General features: G+C 43.2%; 22 protein-coding genes. 11 read left to right on the forward strand and 11 right to left on the reverse strand.

All coding sequences use genetic code 11. The annotated features are described in order from the left end of the window. Positions 1-17: 17 nt before the first annotated feature. Both arsB and J4N40_RS16565 read right to left on the reverse strand, forming a co-directional pair. A complete protein-coding gene (gene arsB / locus J4N40_RS16560) occupies positions 18-1,073 on the reverse strand; it encodes an ACR3 family arsenite efflux transporter (protein ID WP_005385145.1) in 1,056 nt (351 codons plus the stop codon). Between the two features lie 85 nt (positions 1,074-1,158). After that, positions 1,159-1,500, reverse strand: coding sequence for an ArsR/SmtB family transcription factor (locus J4N40_RS16565; RefSeq protein ID WP_005375451.1), 342 nt, complete (start codon positions 1,498-1,500; stop codon positions 1,159-1,161). Between the two features lie 270 nt (positions 1,501-1,770). Between J4N40_RS16565 and J4N40_RS16570 the strand changes: the two genes are divergently transcribed. Next, positions 1,771-2,355: an NAD(P)H-dependent oxidoreductase gene (locus J4N40_RS16570; protein ID WP_017635228.1), complete on the forward strand. Its 585-nt coding sequence runs from the start codon at positions 1,771-1,773 to the stop codon at positions 2,353-2,355. Positions 2,356-2,522: 167 nt separating this feature from the next. After that, positions 2,523-2,888 carry a winged helix-turn-helix transcriptional regulator gene (locus tag J4N40_RS16575; protein WP_005375456.1) on the forward strand — a complete coding sequence of 122 codons (366 nt, stop codon included), beginning with the start codon at positions 2,523-2,525 and terminating at the stop codon, positions 2,886-2,888. 195 nt (positions 2,889-3,083) lie between these two features. On the opposite strand, the gene J4N40_RS16580 is transcribed toward J4N40_RS16575, so the two are convergent. Beyond that, positions 3,084-3,767, reverse strand: coding sequence for a hypothetical protein (locus tag J4N40_RS16580; RefSeq protein WP_250654590.1), 684 nt, complete (start codon positions 3,765-3,767; stop codon positions 3,084-3,086). Between the two features lie 514 nt (positions 3,768-4,281). Then, positions 4,282-4,821, reverse strand: coding sequence for a redoxin domain-containing protein (locus J4N40_RS16585; RefSeq protein ID WP_005385152.1), 540 nt, complete (start codon positions 4,819-4,821; stop codon positions 4,282-4,284). Between the two features lie 564 nt (positions 4,822-5,385). Here J4N40_RS16585 and J4N40_RS16590 point away from each other — a divergent pair. Further along, positions 5,386-7,143, forward strand: a complete 1,758-nt coding sequence (locus J4N40_RS16590; RefSeq protein ID WP_250654591.1) for an SgrR family transcriptional regulator — start codon at positions 5,386-5,388, stop codon at positions 7,141-7,143. A 9-nt stretch (positions 7,144-7,152) separates the two neighbouring features. Here the strand turns inward: J4N40_RS16590 and J4N40_RS16595 are convergent, their stop codons facing one another. Continuing rightward, the gene (locus tag J4N40_RS16595) at positions 7,153-8,028 is read right to left on the reverse strand and encodes a LysR family transcriptional regulator (RefSeq protein WP_042521514.1); all 876 of its coding nucleotides are present in this window, start codon (positions 8,026-8,028) and stop codon (positions 7,153-7,155) included. Between the two features lie 154 nt (positions 8,029-8,182). Here J4N40_RS16595 and J4N40_RS16600 point away from each other — a divergent pair, with 154 nt between their 5' ends. From J4N40_RS16600 to J4N40_RS16610, 3 genes are all read left to right on the forward strand, one after another. Beyond that, complete coding sequence (locus J4N40_RS16600) at positions 8,183-9,151, forward strand: aldo/keto reductase (RefSeq protein WP_042521513.1); 969 nt, start codon at positions 8,183-8,185, stop codon at positions 9,149-9,151. 9 nt (positions 9,152-9,160) lie between these two features. Beyond that, positions 9,161-9,547: a GlcG/HbpS family heme-binding protein gene (locus J4N40_RS16605; protein ID WP_042521512.1), complete on the forward strand. Its 387-nt coding sequence runs from the start codon at positions 9,161-9,163 to the stop codon at positions 9,545-9,547. Between the two features lie 167 nt (positions 9,548-9,714). Next, positions 9,715-10,095, forward strand: coding sequence for a hypothetical protein (locus J4N40_RS16610; protein WP_005375467.1), 381 nt, complete (start codon positions 9,715-9,717; stop codon positions 10,093-10,095). A gap of 111 nt (positions 10,096-10,206) precedes the next feature. Here the strand turns inward: J4N40_RS16610 and J4N40_RS16615 are convergent, their stop codons facing one another. Further along, positions 10,207-10,539 carry a helix-turn-helix transcriptional regulator gene (locus J4N40_RS16615; RefSeq protein WP_005375470.1) on the reverse strand — a complete coding sequence of 111 codons (333 nt, stop codon included), beginning with the start codon at positions 10,537-10,539 and terminating at the stop codon, positions 10,207-10,209. Positions 10,540-10,680: 141 nt separating this feature from the next. On the opposite strand from J4N40_RS16615, the gene J4N40_RS16620 reads away from it, so the two are divergent. The 3 genes from J4N40_RS16620 (at position 10,681) to J4N40_RS16630 (ending at position 13,447) form a co-directional block, all read left to right on the forward strand. Continuing rightward, on the forward strand, positions 10,681-10,992 hold the full coding sequence (locus tag J4N40_RS16620) for a hypothetical protein (protein ID WP_005375472.1): 312 nt from the start codon (positions 10,681-10,683) through the stop codon (positions 10,990-10,992). Between the two features lie 723 nt (positions 10,993-11,715). Further along, on the forward strand, positions 11,716-12,873 hold the full coding sequence (locus J4N40_RS16625; RefSeq protein WP_005385167.1) for an amino acid permease: 1,158 nt from the start codon (positions 11,716-11,718) through the stop codon (positions 12,871-12,873). Positions 12,874-13,105: 232 nt separating this feature from the next. Further along, positions 13,106-13,447 (forward strand): VPA0510 family protein, encoded by a 342-nt coding sequence (locus J4N40_RS16630; protein ID WP_250654592.1) that lies wholly within the window; start codon positions 13,106-13,108, stop codon positions 13,445-13,447. A 144-nt stretch (positions 13,448-13,591) separates the two neighbouring features. Here J4N40_RS16630 and J4N40_RS16635 read toward each other — a convergent pair whose 3' ends face one another. The 4 genes from J4N40_RS16635 to J4N40_RS16650 form a co-directional block, all read right to left on the reverse strand. Further along, positions 13,592-15,463: a methyl-accepting chemotaxis protein gene (locus J4N40_RS16635; RefSeq protein WP_017821611.1), complete on the reverse strand. Its 1,872-nt coding sequence runs from the start codon at positions 15,461-15,463 to the stop codon at positions 13,592-13,594. Between the two features lie 436 nt (positions 15,464-15,899). Next, positions 15,900-17,264 (reverse strand): YjiH family protein, encoded by a 1,365-nt coding sequence (locus J4N40_RS16640; RefSeq protein ID WP_158173160.1) that lies wholly within the window; start codon positions 17,262-17,264, stop codon positions 15,900-15,902. 455 nt (positions 17,265-17,719) lie between these two features. After that, positions 17,720-18,391, reverse strand: a complete 672-nt coding sequence (locus tag J4N40_RS16645) for a YoaK family protein (RefSeq protein WP_005375484.1) — start codon at positions 18,389-18,391, stop codon at positions 17,720-17,722. 153 nt (positions 18,392-18,544) lie between these two features. Continuing rightward, positions 18,545-18,946: a GFA family protein gene (locus J4N40_RS16650; RefSeq protein WP_158173158.1), complete on the reverse strand. Its 402-nt coding sequence runs from the start codon at positions 18,944-18,946 to the stop codon at positions 18,545-18,547. A gap of 200 nt (positions 18,947-19,146) precedes the next feature. Between J4N40_RS16650 and J4N40_RS16655 the strand changes: the two genes are divergently transcribed. Both J4N40_RS16655 and shyA read left to right on the forward strand, forming a co-directional pair. Then, entirely contained in the window at positions 19,147-19,776 is a 630-nt protein-coding gene (locus J4N40_RS16655; RefSeq protein WP_158173157.1) for a hypothetical protein, read from the forward strand. Between the two features lie 124 nt (positions 19,777-19,900). Continuing rightward, positions 19,901-21,184 (forward strand): peptidoglycan DD-endopeptidase ShyA, encoded by a 1,284-nt coding sequence (shyA, locus tag J4N40_RS16660; protein ID WP_025768471.1) that lies wholly within the window; start codon positions 19,901-19,903, stop codon positions 21,182-21,184. A 106-nt stretch (positions 21,185-21,290) separates the two neighbouring features. Here shyA and J4N40_RS16665 read toward each other — a convergent pair whose 3' ends face one another. Beyond that, positions 21,291-23,111: a putative bifunctional diguanylate cyclase/phosphodiesterase gene (locus J4N40_RS16665; protein WP_005375494.1), complete on the reverse strand. Its 1,821-nt coding sequence runs from the start codon at positions 23,109-23,111 to the stop codon at positions 21,291-21,293. Positions 23,112-23,174 lie beyond the last annotated feature (63 nt).

The raw sequence follows: 23,174 nt of genomic DNA on the forward strand, positions 1-23,174 counted from the left end.
TTTTTGTGCTTTTTAGGTTAGCCATAATATTTGGCCTTCATTCGCAATGCTACATTCACCAAAGCAATCAACACAGGCACTTCGATCAGTGGACCAATGACACCAGCAAAAGCTTGGTCTGAGTTTAGGCCAAACACCGCGATAGAAACCGCAATTGCCAATTCAAAGTTGTTGCCTGTTGCCGTGAAAGCAATCGACGCGTTTTTGTCGTAGTCAATGCCCATTTTCTTACCAACGAAGAAGCTGACAAAGAACATCAACACAAAGTAGATAGCCAGTGGAATTGCTACACGGAATACATCCATTGGCAGTTCAAGAATCATTTCACCTTTCAAGCTGAACATCAGCACGATGGTCGCAAGCAGGGCGATAAGCGTAATTGGTGAAATGCGTGGGATGAACACGTCGTTGTACCATTGTTCACCTTTCGCAGCGACCAGCCATTTACGGCTTAGGAAGCCCGCTAGGAATGGGATACCAAGGTAAATCAGAACGCTTTCCGCGATGTCCATCATCGAGATATCAACCACGAAACCTTCGTAACCAAAGACTGGTGGCAACACAGTGATGAATAACCATGCCATCACACTGTAAGTCACGATTTGGAAAGCGCTGTTTAGTGCAACTAGGGCTGCGCCGTATTCTTTGTTACCGCCACCGATATCGTTCCATACCAATACCATCGCAATACAACGAGCAAGACCGATCAGAATGATACCAACCATATAACCCGGATGATCACCTAGGAAAGTCAATGCAAGGATGAACATCAAAATAGGGCCGACAATCCAGTTCATGACCAAAGACAGCGTGATCGCTTTTTTGTCTTTCGTCACTGTGCCTAGCAGGTTGTAGTTCACCTTTGCGAGTGGCGGGTACATCATCAAAATTAAACCAATCGCTAGCGGTACGTTTGTGCTGCCAACTGACATTGACTCATTCCACTCAGCAACTTGAGGGAATGCTGCGCCAATACCTACACCGATTGCCATTGCAACAAAAATCCACACCGTTAGGTAACGGTCCAAGAAGCTCATTTTGTCGCTGGCACTATTTAAAACTTGAGTAGTCATAGTGTTCTCTTATTCGTTCATCGTCGAAAGGCGATAGTTAAAGGTATAGTTTATCTCTGCACGCCTGACCAGCGTGCAAAGGGAGTTAATCAAATAACTTGGAAAATCCTAGATTGAACTGATCAAACGCGTCGCGTTGAATGCGGTAACACACCTTAGGTGGGTTTGGCTCGGCGCTGATAAAGCCTGCTTGCTTTAGAATACGCAAGTGCTCGGAAACAGTAGATTGCGCAAGACCCAGTTCAGAAACCAAATCACTGTTCAAACAACCGCCCATGGTATCGAGCGTGTGCAGGATATGCAGAATGCGCAAACGTGCTGGATGCGACAAAGCTTTTGCTTGCGCTGCTAGAGTTTGTTCTTTCTCGAGCTGTTGTTGCGTTGTCTGAAAAACGACTTCGCACGTGTCCTTGCACTTATCACTCATTCGCTGGCCTTAATAGTTAATCGTCGAATTGCGATAAAGTGTACGCCTGCTCTGTGGAAGATGCAACAAGTCGATGAAAAAATTAATCGTGAAATAACGATGGATAAAAAGTTGAAAAAATATATCTTTTAAAAACAGTGATATAATTAAAAATTAAGTAGGTTACTAAAAGTTAACTAATTGCACTATATTTCTAGGTTACCATAATAAACCACATCCGACGCACAATGGTTACTGCGTCATCTTGTGAACTTATTTAAAGGTAATCCCATGAGCAACGTACTGATCATCAATGCACACGAACCATCACCATATTCAGAAGGTCGTCTAAATGCTTCTCTTGTCGACAAAGCACAGACGCTTCTGCAAGCAAAAGGCCATGAAGTTCGCGTTGTGACAATGCAAGATGAGATCAACGTAGATGAGCAACTCGCACACTTTGAATGGGCTGATCGCGTGATCATCCAAAGCCCAATCAACTGGATGTCTGTGCCTTGGTCATTCAAAAAATACATGGACGACGTGTTTACTGCGGGTATGGGCGGCGCACTGTGTGCATTTGATGGCCGTAGCGCAGAAGAACCAAAGAAAAACTATGGTACAGGCGGTACTCAAACCAACAGCAAATACATGCTTTCACTGACATTCAACGCACCAGAAGAATCGTTTGATGATGAGAGCGAATACCTATTCCAAGGTAAAGGCGTGGATGATTTGATGTTCCACATGCACGCTAACTTCCGCTTCTTTGGTATGTCAGCATTACCTACATTCGCTTGCTACGACGTGATGAAGAACGCAGATATCGAAAACGATTTTGTTCGTTTCGAAGCTCACATTAACGAAAACTTCTAATCCTTTTAGAAAGATAGTGCGAACTGAATGATGAATTGAGATGGACTGCTGTACGCGGTCCATTTTTATTTGTTTGCGGCGAGGTGACGTTTTTATTACTCTAAAGCACTAAATGTATCTAGCTTACTTTTCGTTACCTAGATTAGGTGCGTATCTTGAGGTGTATTGTGGAAAGCAGAATCAGTGTAGATAGCAAAGGTCGTAAGTCAGTGGCGAACGTATGTGCGGAGCCATGTGCTATCGAGAAAGGGATGCGTTTAATTGGTGGTAAATGGAAAGGTTCTCTGATTTATCATTTGAAAGACGGCCCAGTTCGTTTCAATGACTTAGCACGCATGCTAGGCGGTGCAAGTAAAAAGATGATCGACCAACGTCTTAAAGAGCTAGAAGCGGAAGGTATGGTGGTGCGTAAAGTGATCAGCGACCGCCCAATTGCCGTAAGCTATGAACTAACAGAGTTCGGCCGTACCGCACTTAAGATTCTTGATGATTTGCGAATTTGGTCTGAAAAGCATCAAATTGAGCTTCGTTAAGACCAAAGTAGTTAATCGCAAACGTCACTCTCTTTTGAAAGCTGATTAACAATACATCGCCGTTTATACCCAAGTAACTTAGATGTGCTTCATTCAAATCGTAATTTGTTTCGTAAAACAACGTACTCTTTCGAGTCAGGCATATCGAAGCTACTTGAGCATAATCGTACTTTTTAAGTTTTTGATTTTTAGTTATTATTTTATCATACTTAATAAGTTGTAGAATAAATCACTCACTTCAGTTGAATTTAAAAAAGCACTATTTAATTCCAGTTTCTTTTCAAAATCGGAATATTTATCGAATTCCTCTTTCTCAACTAAACCTATTGGTGAGTTGTCGTTAACGTGGCTTTCATATTTTTTGATGGTATATAATTTAGACTTTTCGTCAAAATATTGAATTATCTTAATGTTAACGTCAGGTCTCTCCGTATTATACGTGATCGTAATTTTTTCATAATCTTTATTAATCGGAGTCGTAAGCCCTGTAGGGTAGATGATTTTAAACCTATTAATGTCATTCTTCTTCGTGCTTTTATAATGTTTTGAGTATGAAAAGTTTTCAATTGCACTTTTAGTGACGATAATTGACTCACCTTTCTTCAAACCGTATTCGGTACATTCATAATCGTCGACAACCGTAGAATTTTTTTTCTTTTCAATCAGGTAGGACATGCTTGCAGATGTCCCTCCGTGTTCCAGTTTTTGTTGGTTTACAGAACAATAGAAATGACCTTTGTCCACCGTCATTGCGTTGACTTGTTCCGGGTTTGAAATGGTGGGATGTATATCTTTTGCTGGATCGTTGTCGCTTCCTCCTGAACCGCATCCAACTAATCCGATACAAACGGCTATATAAAGCAAAGAGATTTTATTCATACTGTATTTCTCAATTAAGATGTGTGATTGCAAATAACGATTAATTACATTTTTATAAAGTGAAATGTTTTTTATTTTTAATTGAACGGTGTTTTATTGGTAATTTAATCGTTTGCTTTTATTTTGTCTCTTACGGTATCTATGTTTTCATTTATGGTGTGAATTGTTAGAAGTGCACAATTGTGAGTTGCAGTAGCGATAATAATCGCTAGCTAACTACTTGTGTAGGTATCGTTATGATTTATACATCCGTTAAGTCTAAGTTTTTAGTCTTAATTTCATGTGTTTATCGTGAAAGTGACTTAGAAGTAAATACTTAACGTTGTTTGAGGGGAGTCTGGGCTTCACTAATCTTGTTTTTCATCAAGACGTTGTATAATGAACAAGGACTCTATTTCCAACTTGTTGATACATATCAGATCTCACGGATCTGATATGCATTCCAAGTTATTCTCACTAAGGCAAGAATCCTAGCTTATTTAAGGATAGAAAGTTTACTTGGGTGTAGAAGATATTAGTAATCCAATGTGCCACGGATAGGGTAGTTATTGTTTGGATCGCGAATCCATGCCAATCCGCGTGATAGTGCGCCAAGCTCAGGGCGAACAAACGGGTTGTTTGAAATATCCACCACGTGTAAGTCGCCGTGTTCATTCACCACAAACAGACCTGGTTCTGCGAAATTATGATCGGTTTCCTGTTCAGATCGAGGAATAGATACATACAAGCCTAGCGTTTTCATTTGTTCTTCGGTCAGGCCGTAAGCGATAGGGAAGCTGATTTCGAGTTTCTCTAGATGCCCCTCTAGCTGTGCTTTTGAGTCGCCAGAAACGGCAAGAATATCGACGCCAGCATCAGCGAAAGCCTGTTTGTAACTCTCAAGCTCGTTGAGGTACTTAGTACAAAGAGGGCAGTGTTTACCACGATAAACGAATACTGCTTGCCAAGTCGCATCACCTTGCGGCTGACCCAACGTTACGCTTGAACCATCTAGCAAAGTGGCTTGAAGATGAGGGAAGCTGTCGCCCGCTTTAAGTTTCACTGAAGTTGCCATATTGACTCCCGAATTGGTGGTGTATATCCATGAATGCCCCTTTCTCAACAAAGCGATTGGGGGATGAGACTTCAATGTAGACTCTGTTTTGCGGTGTTTCAACTAGTTAACTTTTAGTAACCTGCAATAAGGTAGTAGAGTGCAAAAGATGAAAAAGCAGAACTTAAGATACAACGAAGTGGGGGTGTAGTATCAGGAGCTAAGTTCTGCTTGAGGTTAGGCTATGACCACTGGAACATATCGTTAAGATAAACCAGAGTCATCACTTCTATTTTATTACTCGATTGAGCTAGGCGTTGCTGAAAAAAGTACGCCATCATTGGCTTCTTCATTTTTTCCTCCTTTAGCTGACGAGTAAATTATGCGTATAAAAGGGGATATAAAAAAGAGAGTGCTTTTGTTGGCTTTTTTCCTAATAACGTAAATATATGGGGCTTTAAAGCCGAATTTGGAGGTTAATTGTGGAAAAGGGGAACAGATAATTAGGAAGTTTTCTTATTTTATTACCGCCAACTTAAGTAAACTATTCCTATCCACAAACTTCACAGATCTAAGGTTGATTCAGTGTCTGATCTCAATTTGTTTCGCTATTACCAACGATTACTCTCGTTTAGTGTTGGTGATGAAACAAAAACCACGTTACAGGACATTGCTGACATAATGTTCACTTCTTCTCGGCATGCTCGTAGCCTGCTAACGCAGATGCAGCAGAAGGCGTGGTTGAGCTGGCACCCGAAAGCTGGGCGGAACCAACGATCGACTCTTATTCTGAATATGGAGTTAGACGTTTTAAAAGAGAGCTTGGCTCTTGAACGTATCAAGCTAGGCAAGTATGAAAAAGCACTGGCGATATTAGATGAAGACGAAATGGCATTTGGCCGTTTGTTAAAAACAACGTCTGGTGCTTCTGTGCAAGAAGGACAGCTCAATATTCAATTAACCTATAAGCGAATGTTTGAGCGCGTCGTTCCACATCAACTTCAGCGTAGCAGCGAACGTTTCTTATTAAGGCAAATCTATTGTTGCTTAGTTTCGAGTGATCACAATGGGAAAGTGCAACCAGAACTCGCACATCACTGGCGTTATGACGAAGACACCTACGAATGGACTTTCTACCTTCGTCCAGGTCTGACTTTTCATAATGGTAATTCCATTGATGCAGAAACAGTGGTTAGCTTGTTTGCAAAGTTGAGTTCACTACAGTACTACGAAAAAGAGTTGGCACATGTTGCTAACATTACTGCGCCAACGCCATTGAAAGTTGTTTTTAAGCTTAATCGAGCTGACTTGGGCTTTGCTGGACTTATTTCTGGAGTGAAATACGGCGTTCAACCAGTAAGCCAAGTTAACGTAGCGAATAACAAGCTGGTGGTCGGAAGTGGCCCATTCTCTGTTGTCGAGCACAATGAAAGTCGTTTAAAACTGCAAGCATTTAATGGTTACTATGCATGTAGAGTTCTAACGGATTTGGTGACTATCTGGATTGTTAATGACGAGCAAATGGAGAACCCGTCATTGGCAGCAAATACGTTGCAAAGGGATGCTTCGCCCGAGGAGGATTTGTGTGGACACTATATGTCGACGCAAAACCGAGAAAACTCATCGGCGAGCAAGCGTAGTCGAATAGAAGATGGTTGCTTATTCGCCTTATTTAATCAGCACGCTAAGCACAAACTCTCTTTAGCGCAGCGCCGTTATATTAGTGAGCTAATTCAGCCTGAGCACTTGGCCGAAGTTATGCGCCGCGAGAATATTGTATTTGGGAGTATACCCGCTTATAACCTGCTACCAGGTTGGAAGCCAGTGCTCCGTCCGTTCAGTGAGCCGCTTAAGTTACCTAAACACATTACGATAGCCGGATATAACTATACCGCGTTGCGTCGCTGTGCGCGGGCTATTTCTAATCGTTTGGTGAGTGTTGGCAGTAAAGTAGAAATTGTTATGTATTCCTATCGTGAGCTGAACGAGAAAGCTAAGAATGGTGAGCTAAATGAGACGATGGTCGTGACGAACATAAACCTAGATGATAATCGTCATGCCTCAGCGTTCACGAACTTCTTCAGCAACGCTGTGCTATTCCACACTTTGGGAGAGAAGAACGCACAATGGTTAGATGAACAACTACAGAGAGTCAGATCTTTCGTTCCACTTGAGGACTACCTTAATGCATTGGAGCCAATTGCATCGACGTTGATCAGCGAATACTGGATTGCACCCATGTTCCACCATACACAAACTTTGCGTTTCCAAGGTGTTTTAGAAGACGTCGCTCTTACTAACTGGGGTTGGCCAGATATTCGCTCGGTGTGGTCTGCGGATTAACTGCCTTAGTTATATAGCAAAGCGCTGCTTCACGAATTCAATGAAGGCTCTGGTTTTCGCCGATTGATAGATGAGCTGCGGATACACCAAGTACACCGCGTTGTGCTGGTGGTAAGTTTCTTCCGATAGAACCTGCACTAGACGGCCGTGCTCAACGTCTTGTTCGACAAAGTAACTTGCTAACCGAGCAATGCCATTGCCAGACAGGGCTGATTCTTTGAGTAAGCGGTTTTCATTGCTTGAAAGCCAACCTTGGGTTTGAACTGTTCCCGTTTTTAACGGCCACTCTTTTTGATGCAATGTGGTTAAGCATTGATGCTGTTTTAAATCCGCTAACGTCTCCGGCGTACCTTCTTCTTGCAGATAATGAGGAGAGGCAACCAGCCAGTGGTGGTAGTCCAAAAGGTGATGAGCAATCATATTCTCTGGCGGCGTTCTTGTCGCTCGAAACGCAAAATCAACGCTGGTTTCCGTCAGATTAAACGCTTGATAGCTAGAAAGAATCTCGAACTCTACGTTTGGATGTAAAGCGCGAAACGCTACGCACAAATCATGCAGCACCGCTTCAGCAAACATCTTGGGAGCGGTAAGACGAATCAGACCGTCTATTTGTTCAGATCGCTGACTTAAACTCTTTTCCATTTCCACTACGCGGCGTTTGAGATCTTCCGCTTGTGCAAAGATCGATTCACCTTCTGCTGTTAGTCTCACGCTGCGTGTGGTTCGAACAATCAAAGGCGTTGCGAGTTCCGATTCCAAACGCTTGATTTGTTCCGACAGGTAACTTTTAGAAATGCCAAGTTGCTCCGCTGCTCTAGAAAAATTGAGTGTTTGAGCCACTTCAGCAAACAGCATCAGTTTTTCGATTCTCTTATAATCTGCCATCTTGATTGCTCGTCTTTATTGTTCGCTTTAATTGTTCGGTAGCGAGGATAATGAATTCGATTTTACGGTATTAAACTAATTTTTACGAACGGTAAGATGGTTAGAGTTAACTTAAGAAATTGAAGATGCAGAAATCGGAAAAGTGAGAATAACGATGAACAATCCAACACTACCGCTCGCCAAAACCTTACCTAACGTTAGCCGCTTGGTCTTCGGCTGTATGGGACTTGGAGGGGAGTGGAATCGCAACCCATTAACCGCCCAAGATGAAAACCAAGCTTATGCCGCTGTCGAGGCTGCATTAGAGGTTGGCATCAATCTCTTTGATCATGCGGATATCTACAAATTCGGTAAGGCAGAAGAAGTGTTTGGGTGCATCTTAGCCAATGACTCAACCTTACGAGAGCGAATTTATCTGCAATCCAAGTGCGGCATCCGTCTAGGAGATGAGCAAGGTGTTAAGCAGTATGACTTCTCTGCCAAATGGGTGACGGCTTCTGTTGAGGGCATTCTTGAGCGCCTTGGCGTGGAAAACCTTGATGTTTTGATGCTGCATCGTCCTGATCCTCTGGTTGAATTTGAAGAACTGGGCACAGCGCTCCAAGCACTGAAACAAGCTGGCAAAGTTAACCACTTCGGTGTTTCTAACATGAACAGTGCTCAAATTGATCTTCTTCAACAAGCAACGGGCGAAGTTATTGTGGCGAACCAGTTGGAAATGAGTCTGGCTAAGTCTGACTTCATAAAGCAAGGCATGGGGCTTCCTTCGTCTGCATCTGACTACGTTGTAGGAACACTGGAGCATGCCCGTAAGCACAATATCCAACTGCAAGCGTGGAGCAGTATGGCGCAAGGAAGATTCTCAGAGCGTGGCTTACATTCTGATGATCACAACACCAGACAGACGTCGGAGATGGTGATGGCGCTGGCAGCTGAATATGGCGTGCCGTCAGAGGCGATTGTTTTAGCCTTCTTGACGCGTCATCCAAACCAAATTCAGCCTGTTATTGGGACTGCAAACCCACAGCGTATTCGCGCTTGTGCTCAAGTAGAGAACGTCACGCTATCACGCAGCCATTGGTATGGATTGTTCGAGAAAACCCTTGGTCATGAGATCCCTTAGGAGAGAAAAATGAAATACGTACAAGTTCAAACTCTAATTCAAACGGCATTGGAAATTGCGACTGCTCGCAAGCAAAACATTGCGGTTGCCGTGGTTGATACACATGGAGAATTGCTCGGTTTTGCCCGAATGGATGATGTGAGTGTGCAAGCAGGTTTGTTGGCACAGAACAAAGCTTACACCTCGGCTAGAGACCGTCAGCCTAGCGGCAATCTGGGTGCTTGGGCTCGTGAGACGGGTAAGCAGTTGAGTTATTGGACTGACCCGAAGATCACAGGCTTTATGGGTGGTGTGCCTATAGAACAAGAGGGGAAAATCGTCGGTGCAATTGGTATCAGTGGTTTGGCTGAGCAAGATGATGAAGCACTTGCGATGGAAGTATTAAACGCGCGTTGAGTATAATGTTTATCAGTAGGTGTGATGCTTTGTCCAGCTTTGTACTCACTGTAGGGACTCAAGTTCACAGGCTTCGTCGAGTCACAATGCTATCTAATAGCCTGAAGTAAGCAGAAGTTGAAATCGCGAACTATGATTAATTTATTTGAAAGCTTTGAGGCCTAAATATGTTTCATAAGGTATTCGTTTCGCTATTTTTTGTTCTCCTCTCAGGCTGTGGTACGAGTGACAGCGCGTTAAAAGAGAGCGGTTATGATGAAGCTTATATTCAAGGCTTTCATGACGGTCGGCATAGTGGTATGCAAGAGGCAGGGAATGATTTTGAACACTATATTAAGGACGAAACAAGGTATCAAACCGACTCCGATTATCGACAAGGCTGGGATGCTGGTGAGGTAGAGGGTAACAAGTTACAAAAGCAGGCGACCGCGATAGGACAAGGCATGATTGATAATTCGTATGAAGAACGTGATGTCTTTGATCCTGATAAAGTGGCGAAAGATGCAATAAAAGGCGTTGATACATCGGAATTAAAAAGCCTAGAGTAACGGACTGATATAAAGAATAAAACTCGTCATTTGACGAGTTTTATTTTTGTCTAAACGATTCATGTTTCAACGCTCAACAGGGCATTCATCGTTTGAGTATGAGTAATGTGGTTAATCACCTTTCTTGTTCTTTTGTTCAAGGATTAACGATAACAGGCGAACGAGCAGGGACTGAGCTTCCGGTGAGAGCAATCGCGCCACGGCCGTTAAGTCATTTGCTGTGACATGCTGAACATCACGTACATCTAAGGCAATATCTAGGTCAGTCAAATGAAGCGAACGCAATATGGCACGATATTGTGAGAGTTTAAGATCGGACTCTCCGCGCTCGATCCTTTGATATGTTTTTACGCTCATTCCAGCGATGTTTGCCATTTGCTCACGGGAGAGGCCATTCGATTTTCGTCTTGCGATCAGTGCTTGAATTATAGGGTCTACCTGCATGTGCTCTCCTGAAAGGACAGTTTTGACCTAAACGGAGCAAGAAGTGGACCAGTTTAACCACCACATATTTACCTGCTTTGCAATCAGTATAAAAATAACTGTCTTATAAAAACGTAAATATTTTAGTCAGTTATTAACTCAATGGAAAAGTATCAATCATACAAATCAATAGAAACGAAAGCTTCTATTCGCAAAATGCAACGCATTTTAGATCATTTATTTAGTGAAATTGATCAGCAACATCGTGAGACTAAAGAGAATGTTGTGACACTGATTCAACAGTCACAACAGCGATTGATGAACTACAAAGAGCTTTACCTTCACAAAGAATCGATAAGTGAAGTAGAGTTGCGGATGGCGCATGAAAATATGAGTGAGACTGAGAAGCAGGTCGCCGATATGGGTATTCCAGTGTTAACTTATATCATTGGCGCGCTAGATAAAGCGTATTAACACAGCCGTAAAGTCGGGCGATACAAGATTTATGGAATTTCGATCAATTGATGCCATCTAAAAGAAAGGATGCAAATGCTGGGGAACCACACCCAGCATTCGGACACTCATTTACCTATATTTTCGAACCGTAAATCAGTGTTTAGAGGTATGTGAACCGAACAGTGTCGGTACGCAGCGAATAATAGCGATATTGTCCGATCTAGGCTACGTCCTTGGAATCTAACACCTTCACTTAACCTGTAAATTAATCTGTACACCCAGCCAAATTGAGCCATTGAGCACGTTCTTCCTTTTCTTTAAGCGATAAAAGACTAATTAGTGACGAAAAAAACAACACATCTTAGGTAAAAGATAAGAGTTGTTAAAATATATCGCTATAAGATTGACCTTTTGCTTTTCAATCGTCCTGCTTATGCCTTACAATCTTTTCGAACCAAATCCATTCATAACGAATGGGGTTGATGAATTAAGATGAACAATTTTGCTTCGAACCCAAAGTTGCGCACATTTCATCAGCGATGACATCGCCAAAAATGACTCTCAAGTGTTCATGTGCAAATGATTAACCACCTTTTGTTGCATGTTTTCTTAGCCATACAGGGCTCTTGTAACATAGTGCTCTTGTAACCAAATTTTGACTAAGTCGGAGCGTTTTGTTGTGTGCTTTAGATAAAGCACAACTGGCGAGAAATTAACGGATTGAATTTAGAGGTATTAACCGTGAACCTAAAACTTGTCGGCAGCTCCCTGATCGTTGCAGGTACTGCTCTTGGCGCTGGTATGCTTGCTATACCAATGGTGCTTGCTCAATTTGGCCTCCTTTGGGGCACTCTTCTTATGTTGTTCATCTGGGCTGGAACGACTTATGCTGCGCTGCTCCTTCTTGAAGCCAGTTGCAAAGTCGGTGGTGGTGTGAGCATGAATGCAATTGCTCGCGAAACGCTTGGTAAAGGAGGCCAGTTGGTAACCAACAGCTTGCTTTACGCCCTGTTAGTTTGTCTATTAATGGCTTACATCATTGGTGCGGGTGATCTGGTACAAAAAGTAACAGCCTCAATTGGGCTTCCAACATCCACGATCGCAAGCCAAGTCGGTTTTACTCTTTTAGTTGGTATCATTGTTTCGGCAGGTACAGGGGTAGTAGATAAGCTTAATCGCGGTTTGTTCCTAGGCATGATCGTAGCGCTGATCCTGACACTTTTTGCGCTTGCACCAAGCGTCTCGTTTGAAGGACTTGATGAGGTTGTGAGCGACGATAAAATGGCACTTATCAAAACCAGTTCGGTGCTTTTCACCAGTTTCGGTTTTATGGTCGTGATCCCATCGCTTGTAACTTACAACAAAGAAGCGAGTAAAACACAGCTGCGTAATATGATTATCGTGGGCTCAACTATTCCGCTTGTTTGTTACCTATTATGGTTGTTAGCGGTTGTCGGCAACCTACCACCTCATGAGCTTGTTCAATACTCCAACGTAACAGAGTTGATCTCGGTACTAGGTCAGCAATACGAGGGCTTAGAGTTCATCCTATCCATGTTTACTGGTTTGGCACTACTAACGTCGTTCTTAGGTGTTGCGATGGCGCTATACGATCAAAATGCAGACCTACTGAAAGCAAGTAAGCCAGTGATTTTTGTTACTACTTTTGTGCTACCACTATTAGGTGCTGTATTTGCGCCAGAACACTTCCTAGCTATTCTCAGCTACGCGGGGATTATTCTTGTGTTTCTCGCGGTCTTTGTTCCATTATCAATGACCATGAAAGTGCGCCGAGTGCCGGTAGAAGATGACAATATTTATGAAGCTGGTGGCGGCGCAATGGGAATGAGCATGATCTTCCTATTCGGCTGTTTCTTGCTGTTTGCCCAAGCAGTATAAAATCACGCTAGCTTATTTAAAAACTGAGCCGCTCGTAGTCAAACGGGCGGCTTTTTTGTATTCATAGCCGAACCCAGGCCACTCGAAGTCATCAGCATTTGTGATGTTTGACGTTTCTCTGATAATCACGGTTAGCGCTGACTTTTTAGTAAAACTCCTTAGCGAAAGGCTGACATGTACAGTGATTCACCCTTCTATTATATCGATGTTGATATGAATAAGAGGCTCTGTTGTGTCAAAGCAATTATCTTTTTCCATGGTTGGCGTTATGTTGTCTTTAGGTGTGTTGAGTACAGAAGCGGTGGCTGACCCGAAGCATAAGCATGGACATCGGTACGATCACGATCATGCGCATCACCACCATCATAAACACAAGCGCAAGCACAAGCATAAACACAAACATCGTGACGTTATTTATGTGGAGACCAGACGACCAAGGCGCAGTTACTATTACCATGACCGAATTCCTCGGAATAGTACCTACATAAAGATTGGAGATTTCACTTATCTAAAAGTGGACGACCGCTATTATCGTCGTTCTAATGATCGCTATATCCATGTCGAGCTCAATTAAACTTGAAAGGACACATAGTCGGCGTTCTTGTAATGTTGAGCTTAATAGCACCAACATGGCACATGTAACATCGACCAATACTAGGGTAGAGGGTTAAAAACAAAAACAGCGAGCCGGTGCTCGCTGTTTTTGCTTAAATGAGTGTTAGACAGTAAATCTATTTAAGATTTGATCTTGTTTATGTACATCTTCTTGTTGCGCCTGCATCGCGTCGTTGGTTCGATTTGCCGATTCGGCGACTTGAGTCGATAGGTCTTTAATATTCACCGTATTGTTGTTGATCTCTTCAGCGACAAGGCTTTGCTCTTCCGCTGCTGAGGCAATTTGCAAGTTCATATCGGAAATACGCTGAATCGCATCACGAATGCGTTGTAACGCACTATTTGCTAAACCCGCTTTTTCAACGGCCTCTATAGCACTACCTTTGCTTTGATGCATGGCATTTGCCACAGATGAAGCGCCAGATTGTAGTTGCTCAATCATAGTACGAATCTCTGTTGTCGACTCTTGGGTACGTTGTGCCAGTGTACGTACTTCATCTGCAACAACGGCGAAGCCTCGGCCAGATTCTCCCGCACGTGCAGCCTCGATTGCGGCATTCAACGCGAGTAAGTTCGTTTGGTCCGCAATATCGTTGATGACTTTTAGAATCGTTTCGATATTGGCGGTAGCAGATTCCAACACTTGTACTTCTTCGACTGCAAGGTCAATGCTATCGGAAAGCATGTTTATCGTTTGTGTCGATTCACCAACGATAGAAGACCCCTCAACCGTTGCTTGGTCGGCTTCTTTGGCTGCACTTGCCGCACCTTGCGCATTATTAGCAACCTCTGTCGCGGTGACAGACATCTCATGCATCGCGGTAGCAAGTTGTTCTAGCTCTTGCAGCTGAGTGTGAATTGCGCCTGCCGAGTCTTTTGCGCCCTCAGCGGTGATTTGAGTTCCATTTAAAATTTGATCAGAAATACGTTTCGACTCAATGATTTGCTGTTGTAAGTTCTCCATGAACGTATTGAAGTTTGTGGCAAGCTCAGAAAACTCTTGGTCAGTATCTGTTTCGAGGCGTTGTGTAAGGTCGCCTTTCCCTGATGCTACATCTTTAATCGCATTGTTTAGCGTGTCCAAAGGACGCATGAGAGTGCGAATCAACAGAGTTAGGGCGATAATAGATGCAATCACGGCAATGATTGAATAAATAATAGCGTTGTTACGAAGCTCTCCTACGGCAGAATAGGCAACAGCTTCATCGATCACCGAACCTACGTACCAGTTCTCGCCAGGAATGTGAGTCAGGTTAACCATGTAGCGGTTGCCATCAATCTCAACATGTTGTGCTGATTGCGTAAGTTCGATTTGTGGGAGGTAGCTACCGACTTTCTCACCGTTGTATTTACTTTGAGGGTGAGCAATGGTTGTGCCATCAGCGGTGACCAAAAATAAGTAACCAGCATCAAACAGATTCACTTGGTTGACGAGATCAGAAAGGGTAGTTAATTCGAGGTCATAAAACATACCGGCTAAAAACTGGCCATTTTCTTTTACTGGCGTACCAACAGAGATGATAACGTTTTTCGAAGACGCATCGACGTACGGATCGGTTACGACCAAATCGCCTTTGCTCTTAGCTGCAATAAACCAAGGACGCTGACGTGGGTCGTAGTCTGGGCCCGCATCCCAGCCGTCGTCATTTTCAATCACAAAGCCATTACTTTCATAACCAAAACCGATGGCAAGGAAGCTGCTTTTTGGCGTGGGTCTTTCAAGTATGTTTTGAACATAGCTATGTGAACTGGGGTCAAGCTCAATCACTTCAGTAATGGAGCGAGCGAGATCCTTCTTTGCATTCATTTCTGATTGCACAGTGTTACCAACACTGGTCAATATCTCGTTTACACTTGAGTCGATTTGCTCCTGAGTTTGGGAGCGGATGGTCATAACTTGTTGTGTCGACAATAACGACACGGTAATTAGCAGCAAAAATGAAGAGGCTGTGACAACCTTATGTCTGAATTTCATGAGCTTTCCTCTGATTCTCCCGGTTGGTTCCACTTTGCTTTCGCCTCTTTTAAACCGAGCGAATTGGGCATAAAGAGAAACCTATTGTGTTTGGTTATATTTTTATCGACATCTTTGTCAAAAACATGAACTCATTTGTCGTCTTTTTTAACTAAATTTAAACAAAACGGTAGTTTACGTTAAAACTTGTGAGTGTGATCATGTTTGCGAGCTCGATTAATGAAATCGTCATAATGAAAAGAATTGCTTAACAAATAGTGGCATCAACTGGCTTTGCAGGTGAGGTGATGAAAATTTTGTTGGTGCTGGCAGGTGTTTTGTTGAAGTTTTGTCTTTGTAAATTATGAGCTTTTTACTAAAAGCCTAATGTGAACGGAGTTTTGGGTATAAAAAAGGCCCCGACGATGCGGAGCCTTTGTTTATTGACGTCTCGATTTTAGAAAATAAGATGAGCAACGCCAGCAATCACAGGTAACGTGATTAACGTACGTAAAATGAAGATTACGAAGAGCTCTACAATGTTTACTGGAATTTTGCTGCCTAACAGTAGGGCACCTACTTCCGACATGTAGATAAGCTGAGTTACTGACATTGCTGCAATAACAAAACGTGTCATTTCGTTATCTATTGAGGCCGCTAAAATTGCTGGAATAAACATATCTGCAAAGCCAACAACGATTGTCTGTGATGCTGCAACAGCTTCAGGGACTTGCAGTAGCTCTAGGTATGGGATAAACGGTTGACCCAGAATTGCAAATACAGGCGTGTATTCTGCAATCACCAATGCGACGGTACCAAGACCCATAACTACAGGTAGTACGCCAAATACCATGTCGACTGCGTTGTGTACGCCTTCTTTAAATACAGACTGAACCGATGTGACTTGACCAGCACGCTTAAGAGCTAGATCCATACCCCAAGAGAATGTGGTGTGGCCTTCTGGCACTGCATCTGCGTCTTTATCTGGGTTGCTGCCGTCAATGTAGCGATCTTTCTTCAGACTAAGCGGAGGCAGGCGAGGAATGATAATCGCAGCTACGATACCAGCTAGACAGATAGCGCCGTAGAAAGGCAAAAATAAGTGCTCTAGTTTTACCTGAGCGATAACAACTAAGCTAAACGTGATCGATACTGCTGAGAAAGTGGTCCCGACAACAGCCGCTTCACGCTGAGTATAAAACTTATTTTCGTATTGCTTGCTGGTTAGCAAGATACCAACACTTCCGTCGCCTAACCAAGATGCCATACAGTCAATTGCACTGCGGCCAGGTAGGTTGAATACCGGACGCATTATTTTACTGAGTAACGCACCAAATAGCTCCAGAAGACCGAAGTTCAAAAGAAGCGGAAGCAGTAAACCCGCGAAAATGAAAACGGCAAACAGAGTAGGTAGAAGACCAGTAAGAACAAGCCCGCCAGTGTTCTCTTCCCAAATTGCTTTTGGACCCACTTCGAAGAACGTCATTAACACGGCAGCGCCGCCGATTAAACGAACAACGAGCCAAAGTGGAGATGGGTTGAAGAGACCGTTTAAAAAACCATTACGTAAAATTGCAGCTGGCTTAAAAATTTTGCAAAGAACAGAAGCAACGGCCATGAAAGCGATGATACTGGTGACGATAGCAATCAAGGTATCGCCTAACACCGCTGGGATGACTTTTGCCATCACGGCAACGGGAATGGTTAGGCCGCCATCGTAAGAGATCGGAGCCATAAAGAGTAGAAGACCAATTAGGGAAGGGATGAAAAACATCCAAAAGTTGCCCTTAGGAGCTTCAGTAGCATTAGTGGTGTTATGCATAGTTGTCTCGTGTTACTACTAGTCAATACTTGCCATTTCCATGGCATAAATATTCACTAAACATCCGTATTTAATCACAGTTTTGCGGAGGGTACCCGCAAACTGCATCCATTGCAATACTATTCATTAAATACATCTAGTTATTCAGCCGATTTGTCGGGTAATTGGTCAAATAACATCTAAGTGTATGCGAATATGTTGCTTGTGTTAGAAAATTGTAGCACGAGAGGCGAATTGCGCAGTGAATTATGGGGCGCATTGTGACTGGAATAATAAAATGGTAAACAAATGTGATTTTGATCTAACTAACTTCTTTGCCAGAAATTCAGTTAGCCTTATCTATTCTAAGGTTTTTAGTGGTGTCAAAATACCGTTCAGCGTTTCTTGTACCGTTGCAGTGTGAACTTATTGAGCCAAATCCGATTGAAGCATGTCGCTTCAATCGGATCGAAATTTTATGCTTTTTGTTGACGGCTAAGTATGTATAGGTAACTCCAGTAAATCAGAGCTGTAGAAAAAGCCAATATTGCTGGGAAAACCAGCGTATATAAACCATATACCGTAAATAGAGCCGCTCCCGCGACGCCGCCAAACAAAAAGCCAAAGAAAATGAATAGGAATAATTTTGCTTTACGTCGGTCAAATTGACGACCTCTCAAGCTCTCTCCAATCATAATCCCTAGATCGGTGATGATTCCGGTCATATGTGTGGTTCTGACTACTGCGCCGCTAAACGTGGTGATCATTGCGTTTTGTAATCCACATGCTGCTGATGCTAGATATTGGCCGTACAAATCCCCTTGCACCAAAAAGCCCAAGCTGAGTAAGAGCAAGCTCCCTTCTATGCACAGTGCAACACCATATCTTCGCCCTAGTTTTAACGCACTGCTTTCAATAAAAAAGCCGCTAAAGGCAGCGCCAATCAAAAAGCTAAATACGATGAAGAGCAGGTGAATGGAGCTATCCACACCTGTTAGCAAGCTGTTCCCTAGCTGAGTTACGGTTCCCGAAAGATGAGTTATCGCTTGGTGTTGAAAGCCGAGAAGACCAACGGCGTTGACGCAGCCCGCGAGAAGAGCTAGTAGAAACGCGCCATATTCCACCCAACGAGGAAGTCTGGAAATCACAATAAACCCCCACCAAATATTAGGAGCCGATTATAACGCTCACACCGAGTTACGAAACCCTTTACAGTAAAACTCGATTGATCATTCTCAAAAAAATCTCACTTATAGGGCGTTTGTCCGAGCCAAAGTAAATACGTGAACGTGGATTGCCCGCTAGCAGATGTGTTCCGTTGTGCATTCGAAACTCACCCACCCGTGTTTCATTTGTTCATAGACTGAAACCGTAGGTTGGTGGAACTCTTTATCAGTAAATAGACCGACGGGAATGATCATGATTTCTGGGTATGCAGAAACGAACAACCTCATTGTCGTGCCGCAGGATGGACAAAAGTCATACTGAACCTCACTGCCATCATCGCCAATTCGGGTATAGCTAGTGAATTCACCGTTTAAAGTGACGTGCTCTTTTTCAAAGCGAGCTTGTACCCCAAAAACACTGCCAGTTCGTTTTTGGCATTCGAAGCAATGGCAGACAGACGTGTGGGTGGGCTCTCCCTTACAACGGATCTCAACTAAACCGCAGGCGCACTCGCATGTATGAATGGTTTTTGTCATCGTGATTACCTATTTGTCCCAATACACCAATAGACCTAGAGCACAGAGCTTATGTCACTGGCTCGTTATGAGCTCTGGACTTGAAACTATTTGGATACAATCAGTTTAGTTTAATTTTGAAACACTTGAAGAGGTGAAATCATTTGGGTATACAATGGTATACTCGCTTTTCGTTTATACCTTGAAACAAGGAACTCTTCATGACTCACAAAAAAATCCTGCCGATACCACTTATTCTACTTATTCCAATCGTTTTATTGGTTGTGGTTGTGATCGCGGGTGTTTATCGTTTTAGTTTGTCTGATGACGAGATCATGGCTAAGTTTCCTCAAACAGAAGTAGAAACGAACGTTATTGTGCAAGAGACGCTTGGTATCACTGCACGTAATCCTTGGACGATCCAAGTCCCCGAGCAGGGTGCGGTCACTTTTCTTGATGAGTGGGATAAAGAAAACGGCTATTTGATAGGTGACTATGATGCAGGTGCGACGAAAGGTCAGGTACTTGTTCCAACTGCGTCGATTAGCCAGCGTGAGATTGAAGGTGTTTCATGGGTTGTTGCATCGATGATTGTAACGACACAAGGTAGCGGTTCGTTTAACTATGTTGGCTTGTTCAAGTTTGACCCCGTGCCGAGCCGAGTTGTACTTTTAGACAGTATTTTTGTTGGTGACCGCGTGAAATTTACTCAGCTCGAATGGAAAAGTGATACAACTATCACGCTTTCATATTTAGCGCACGGTGACGATCAAGCAATGGCAGACAAGCCAAATCAATTCAATTCATCCACATTACAGCGTGTAGGGAATAACTTACATATGCAACAGTGATGAATTTTTTTTGAGTTCTGTAAAAATTCAGTATTTTCTGCGCTAGATCTCGAAATTTCCTAGTGATTTCTTATTCGGGAATGCATAAGCTATGAGCCTTGTTTGAAAGGAGATAGTAATTCCCGTGTCTACAAATGAAATTACAAGACGGTTGCCGAATCTGACAAGTCGTAGAGCGCTGCTGTTATACTCCTTGCCAGTTTTAGTTGCGATTGGTGTTTCTCACTCTCTCAAAGAGTCATCTTTAACCAAAACCATCGCATTGAACCTACCTGAATCTCAGGTCGTTGAAAAAATTCTTGATGCGACAACTGCCGAAGTTGTCACTCCCCCGAACTTCGAATATCAAATCCAAGCAGGTGACAACCTAAGCACTATTTTTAGTCAGCTCGGTTTCGGTTACAGCTCGTTAATGAAAGTAATGGAAACGGATTTGAACTACTTGGCACTTGATACACTTAAGCCGGGCAATACGCTCCGTTTCTGGCGTGATGATGCGACAGGCGAGTTAGCGAAAATGGAACTGCAATTTTCTATTGCAGATAAAGTGGTCTACAAGCTGAATAGTGATGGTAGCTATGACTTTACTGATATTTCCATTCCTGGCGTGTGGAGCCAAGAACCTTTAGTTGGCGTTATTCAAGGCAGTTTTTCTTCTTCTGCGAGTCGTTTAGGTTTAACGTCGGCGGAAGTGAGTCAAGTCGTAAGCTTACTCAAAGAACAACTTAACTTTGGACGTGATCTTCGTGCAGGTGATCGATTTGAAGTTGTTCGTCGCTCACAAAGCATCAATGGTGTACCAACAGGTAAGAACGAAATTGAGGCGATTAAGATTTATAATCGCGGCCGCGAGATCACCGCTTACCTTCATACTGATGGTCAATTCTACAATGCCAAAGGTGAAAGCTTACAGCGCGCATTCCAGCGTTACCCTGTAAGTAGCCGTTGGCGTATCAGTTCTGGCTTTAATCCTAATCGTTTACATCCAGTAACGGGGCGTGTTGCGCCGCACAACGGCACTGACTTTGCTGTACCAACCGGTACACCAGTCGTTTCTACTGGTGATGGTACAGTGATCATGACTCGTAAACACCCTTATGCGGGTAACTACGTGGTTGTTGAGCACGGCAGCAAATACAAAACCCGTTACTTACACCTAAGTAAGATTTTGGTGAAGAAAGGGCAAAAGGTTTCTCGAGGCCAGCGTATCGGTCTTTCTGGTAAAACAGGTCGAGTGACTGGGCCACACCTTCACTATGAGTTGATTGAATACGGCCGTCCAGTTAACGCTATGCGAGCAAATATCCCAATGGCGAGTTCTGTTCCTAAGAAAGAGATGGCTACTTTTGTCGCGAACAGAGATGAAATGGATAGACTATTACGCGATAAAGAGAAAGCAGTGCTGTAATAAAGTACTTCGCTCAAAAAACAAAAAGAGACTAAGCATAGCTTGGTCTCTTTTACTTTGTGCATTAACTAGATTTGAATTCTATGACAGCAGTCTGTTCAGTACGTTAGGCACTCCGCACTTCACGTTCATTTATCAGGTGTACGATTTCTTCAACACTGTGTGGACGAGAGTAAAAATAACCTTGGATGTAGTGGCAGCCCATTTCAATTAACTTTTGTAGTGCTCTATCGTCTTCTACGCCTTCGGCAATCAAATCCACATCAAGCAGCTCTGCCAATTGCGCTATCAAAAACACTACTTGTTCAGAGGTTGTATTTGAGAGCATGTTCTGCACAAAGGTAGCATCGATTTTGATGCTATCAATCGGATAATTGTGTATATAGTTCAAGCTTGAGTATCCCGTACCAAAATCATCCAGTGCGACTTTAAAACCCAAGTATCGCAACGAGTTAAGTACCATCTGTTCACGGCCACTTTGTGAGAGTAAGACGGTCTCGGTGAGCTCTATAACAAAGTCTTTTGCTTCGTGCTGATACTTTTCAACCATGTTGGTTAAGTGATTAATATAACGGTTGGAATCAACCAGCTCATACGCTGAGCAATTGATGGAGAGTTTGACTTTATAGCCTAGGTTCGCTTCGAGTTCTTGCTTTGCGATACACGCGAGTTCAATAATCCGTTCACCTAACTCGATAATCAGGCCTGATTGCTCGGCAGCTTCAATGAACTCCGCTGGAGAGATATTTCCATAGATATTGCTATTCCAACGAGTCAAAATTTCAAAGTAATTCCAGCGGTCGCTCGTGATATCGACGATCGGTTGAACCACTACATATAACTCATCGCTGTCTTGTATATCAGTACTTAGCTGGATTCGCATTGCCTCAATAAGCTGCGTCCTACGGTGGTATAACGCACTAAGGTGTGTGTCGTAATGCTGAATCCGTGTATCGCGGTGTTTTTTACAATCTTTGAGAGCGAGACTGGCATTCAAAATCAGCTCATCGCTGTTCAACATATGTACTGGGGCACGTGCAATACCAATACTAACGGTGAAAGAAATCCGGTTAGATTTGTCGCTGTAGCCGCTTTCAATTTTGTCGAGTACTTCCTGACACACGGCGACAGGATCTTCGTCGTACGTGATGAAGGCGAATTCATCTCCTGCAACACGGAACGCATTGTTTGGCGACGACAAGCTCTGTTGAATGGCGTTAGCTGTGAACTTAATGATTTGGTCGCCGATATAGTTTCCGTTGATATCATTGATCGATTTGAAATTATCGATATCAAGATACGCCAAACTGAATGGGCGAGTCGCCTGCTGCGTTAATGTCTCCAAGGTATCAGCTAAACAGCTACGGTTGAGCAGTCCAGTTAGGTTATCATGCGATACCTCATAGCTAAGCTGATTAAGAAGCTTATCTGAACGTTCACTGACCCACTTTTCACGTAAGCTATGAATAATGACATTGGCATAAAATCGGTGGAAGTCGAGGATATCTTGCGCTTCTTTCGCGTGGATGCTTCGGGTAAAGGTAGACAGTAAAATTCCCAGAACTTCGCCATTTTGTGTCTTCAATGGCAGGCCAATGTAAGCTTGAATGCCATCTTCTTGAAACATCTGATCTTCAGGAAAACGCTTGTATACCTGGTCTTGATAGAAAATATGTTCGCCAATGTCTTTCGCCACTTTTTCACAGGGGGTGCCTGAAAGGTGGTAGCTTAGGTTGTCTGTAATTTTTCCATTGCTGGCGAAGGAGATGGTATGAGCCGAATGCTGAAGATGCGCAACTTCTACAACGCAAGTGCAATGGCTCTGCAAGTGTTGATGAATATCTAGCGTGACTCGGTTTAGCTGAGCCGTGCCGTTTAGCTTCAATATCTCATCAATTTTGTGGAAACTGATTTGTACCTGACCCATTGAGCATTTCACCTAGCGTTGTTATTAACATATCGTGTAAGACACGACGAATTATTATTTGAT

This window comes from Vibrio sp. SCSIO 43097 (genome assembly GCF_023650755.1).
Taxonomy (GTDB): domain Bacteria; phylum Pseudomonadota; class Gammaproteobacteria; order Enterobacterales; family Vibrionaceae; genus Vibrio; species Vibrio alginolyticus.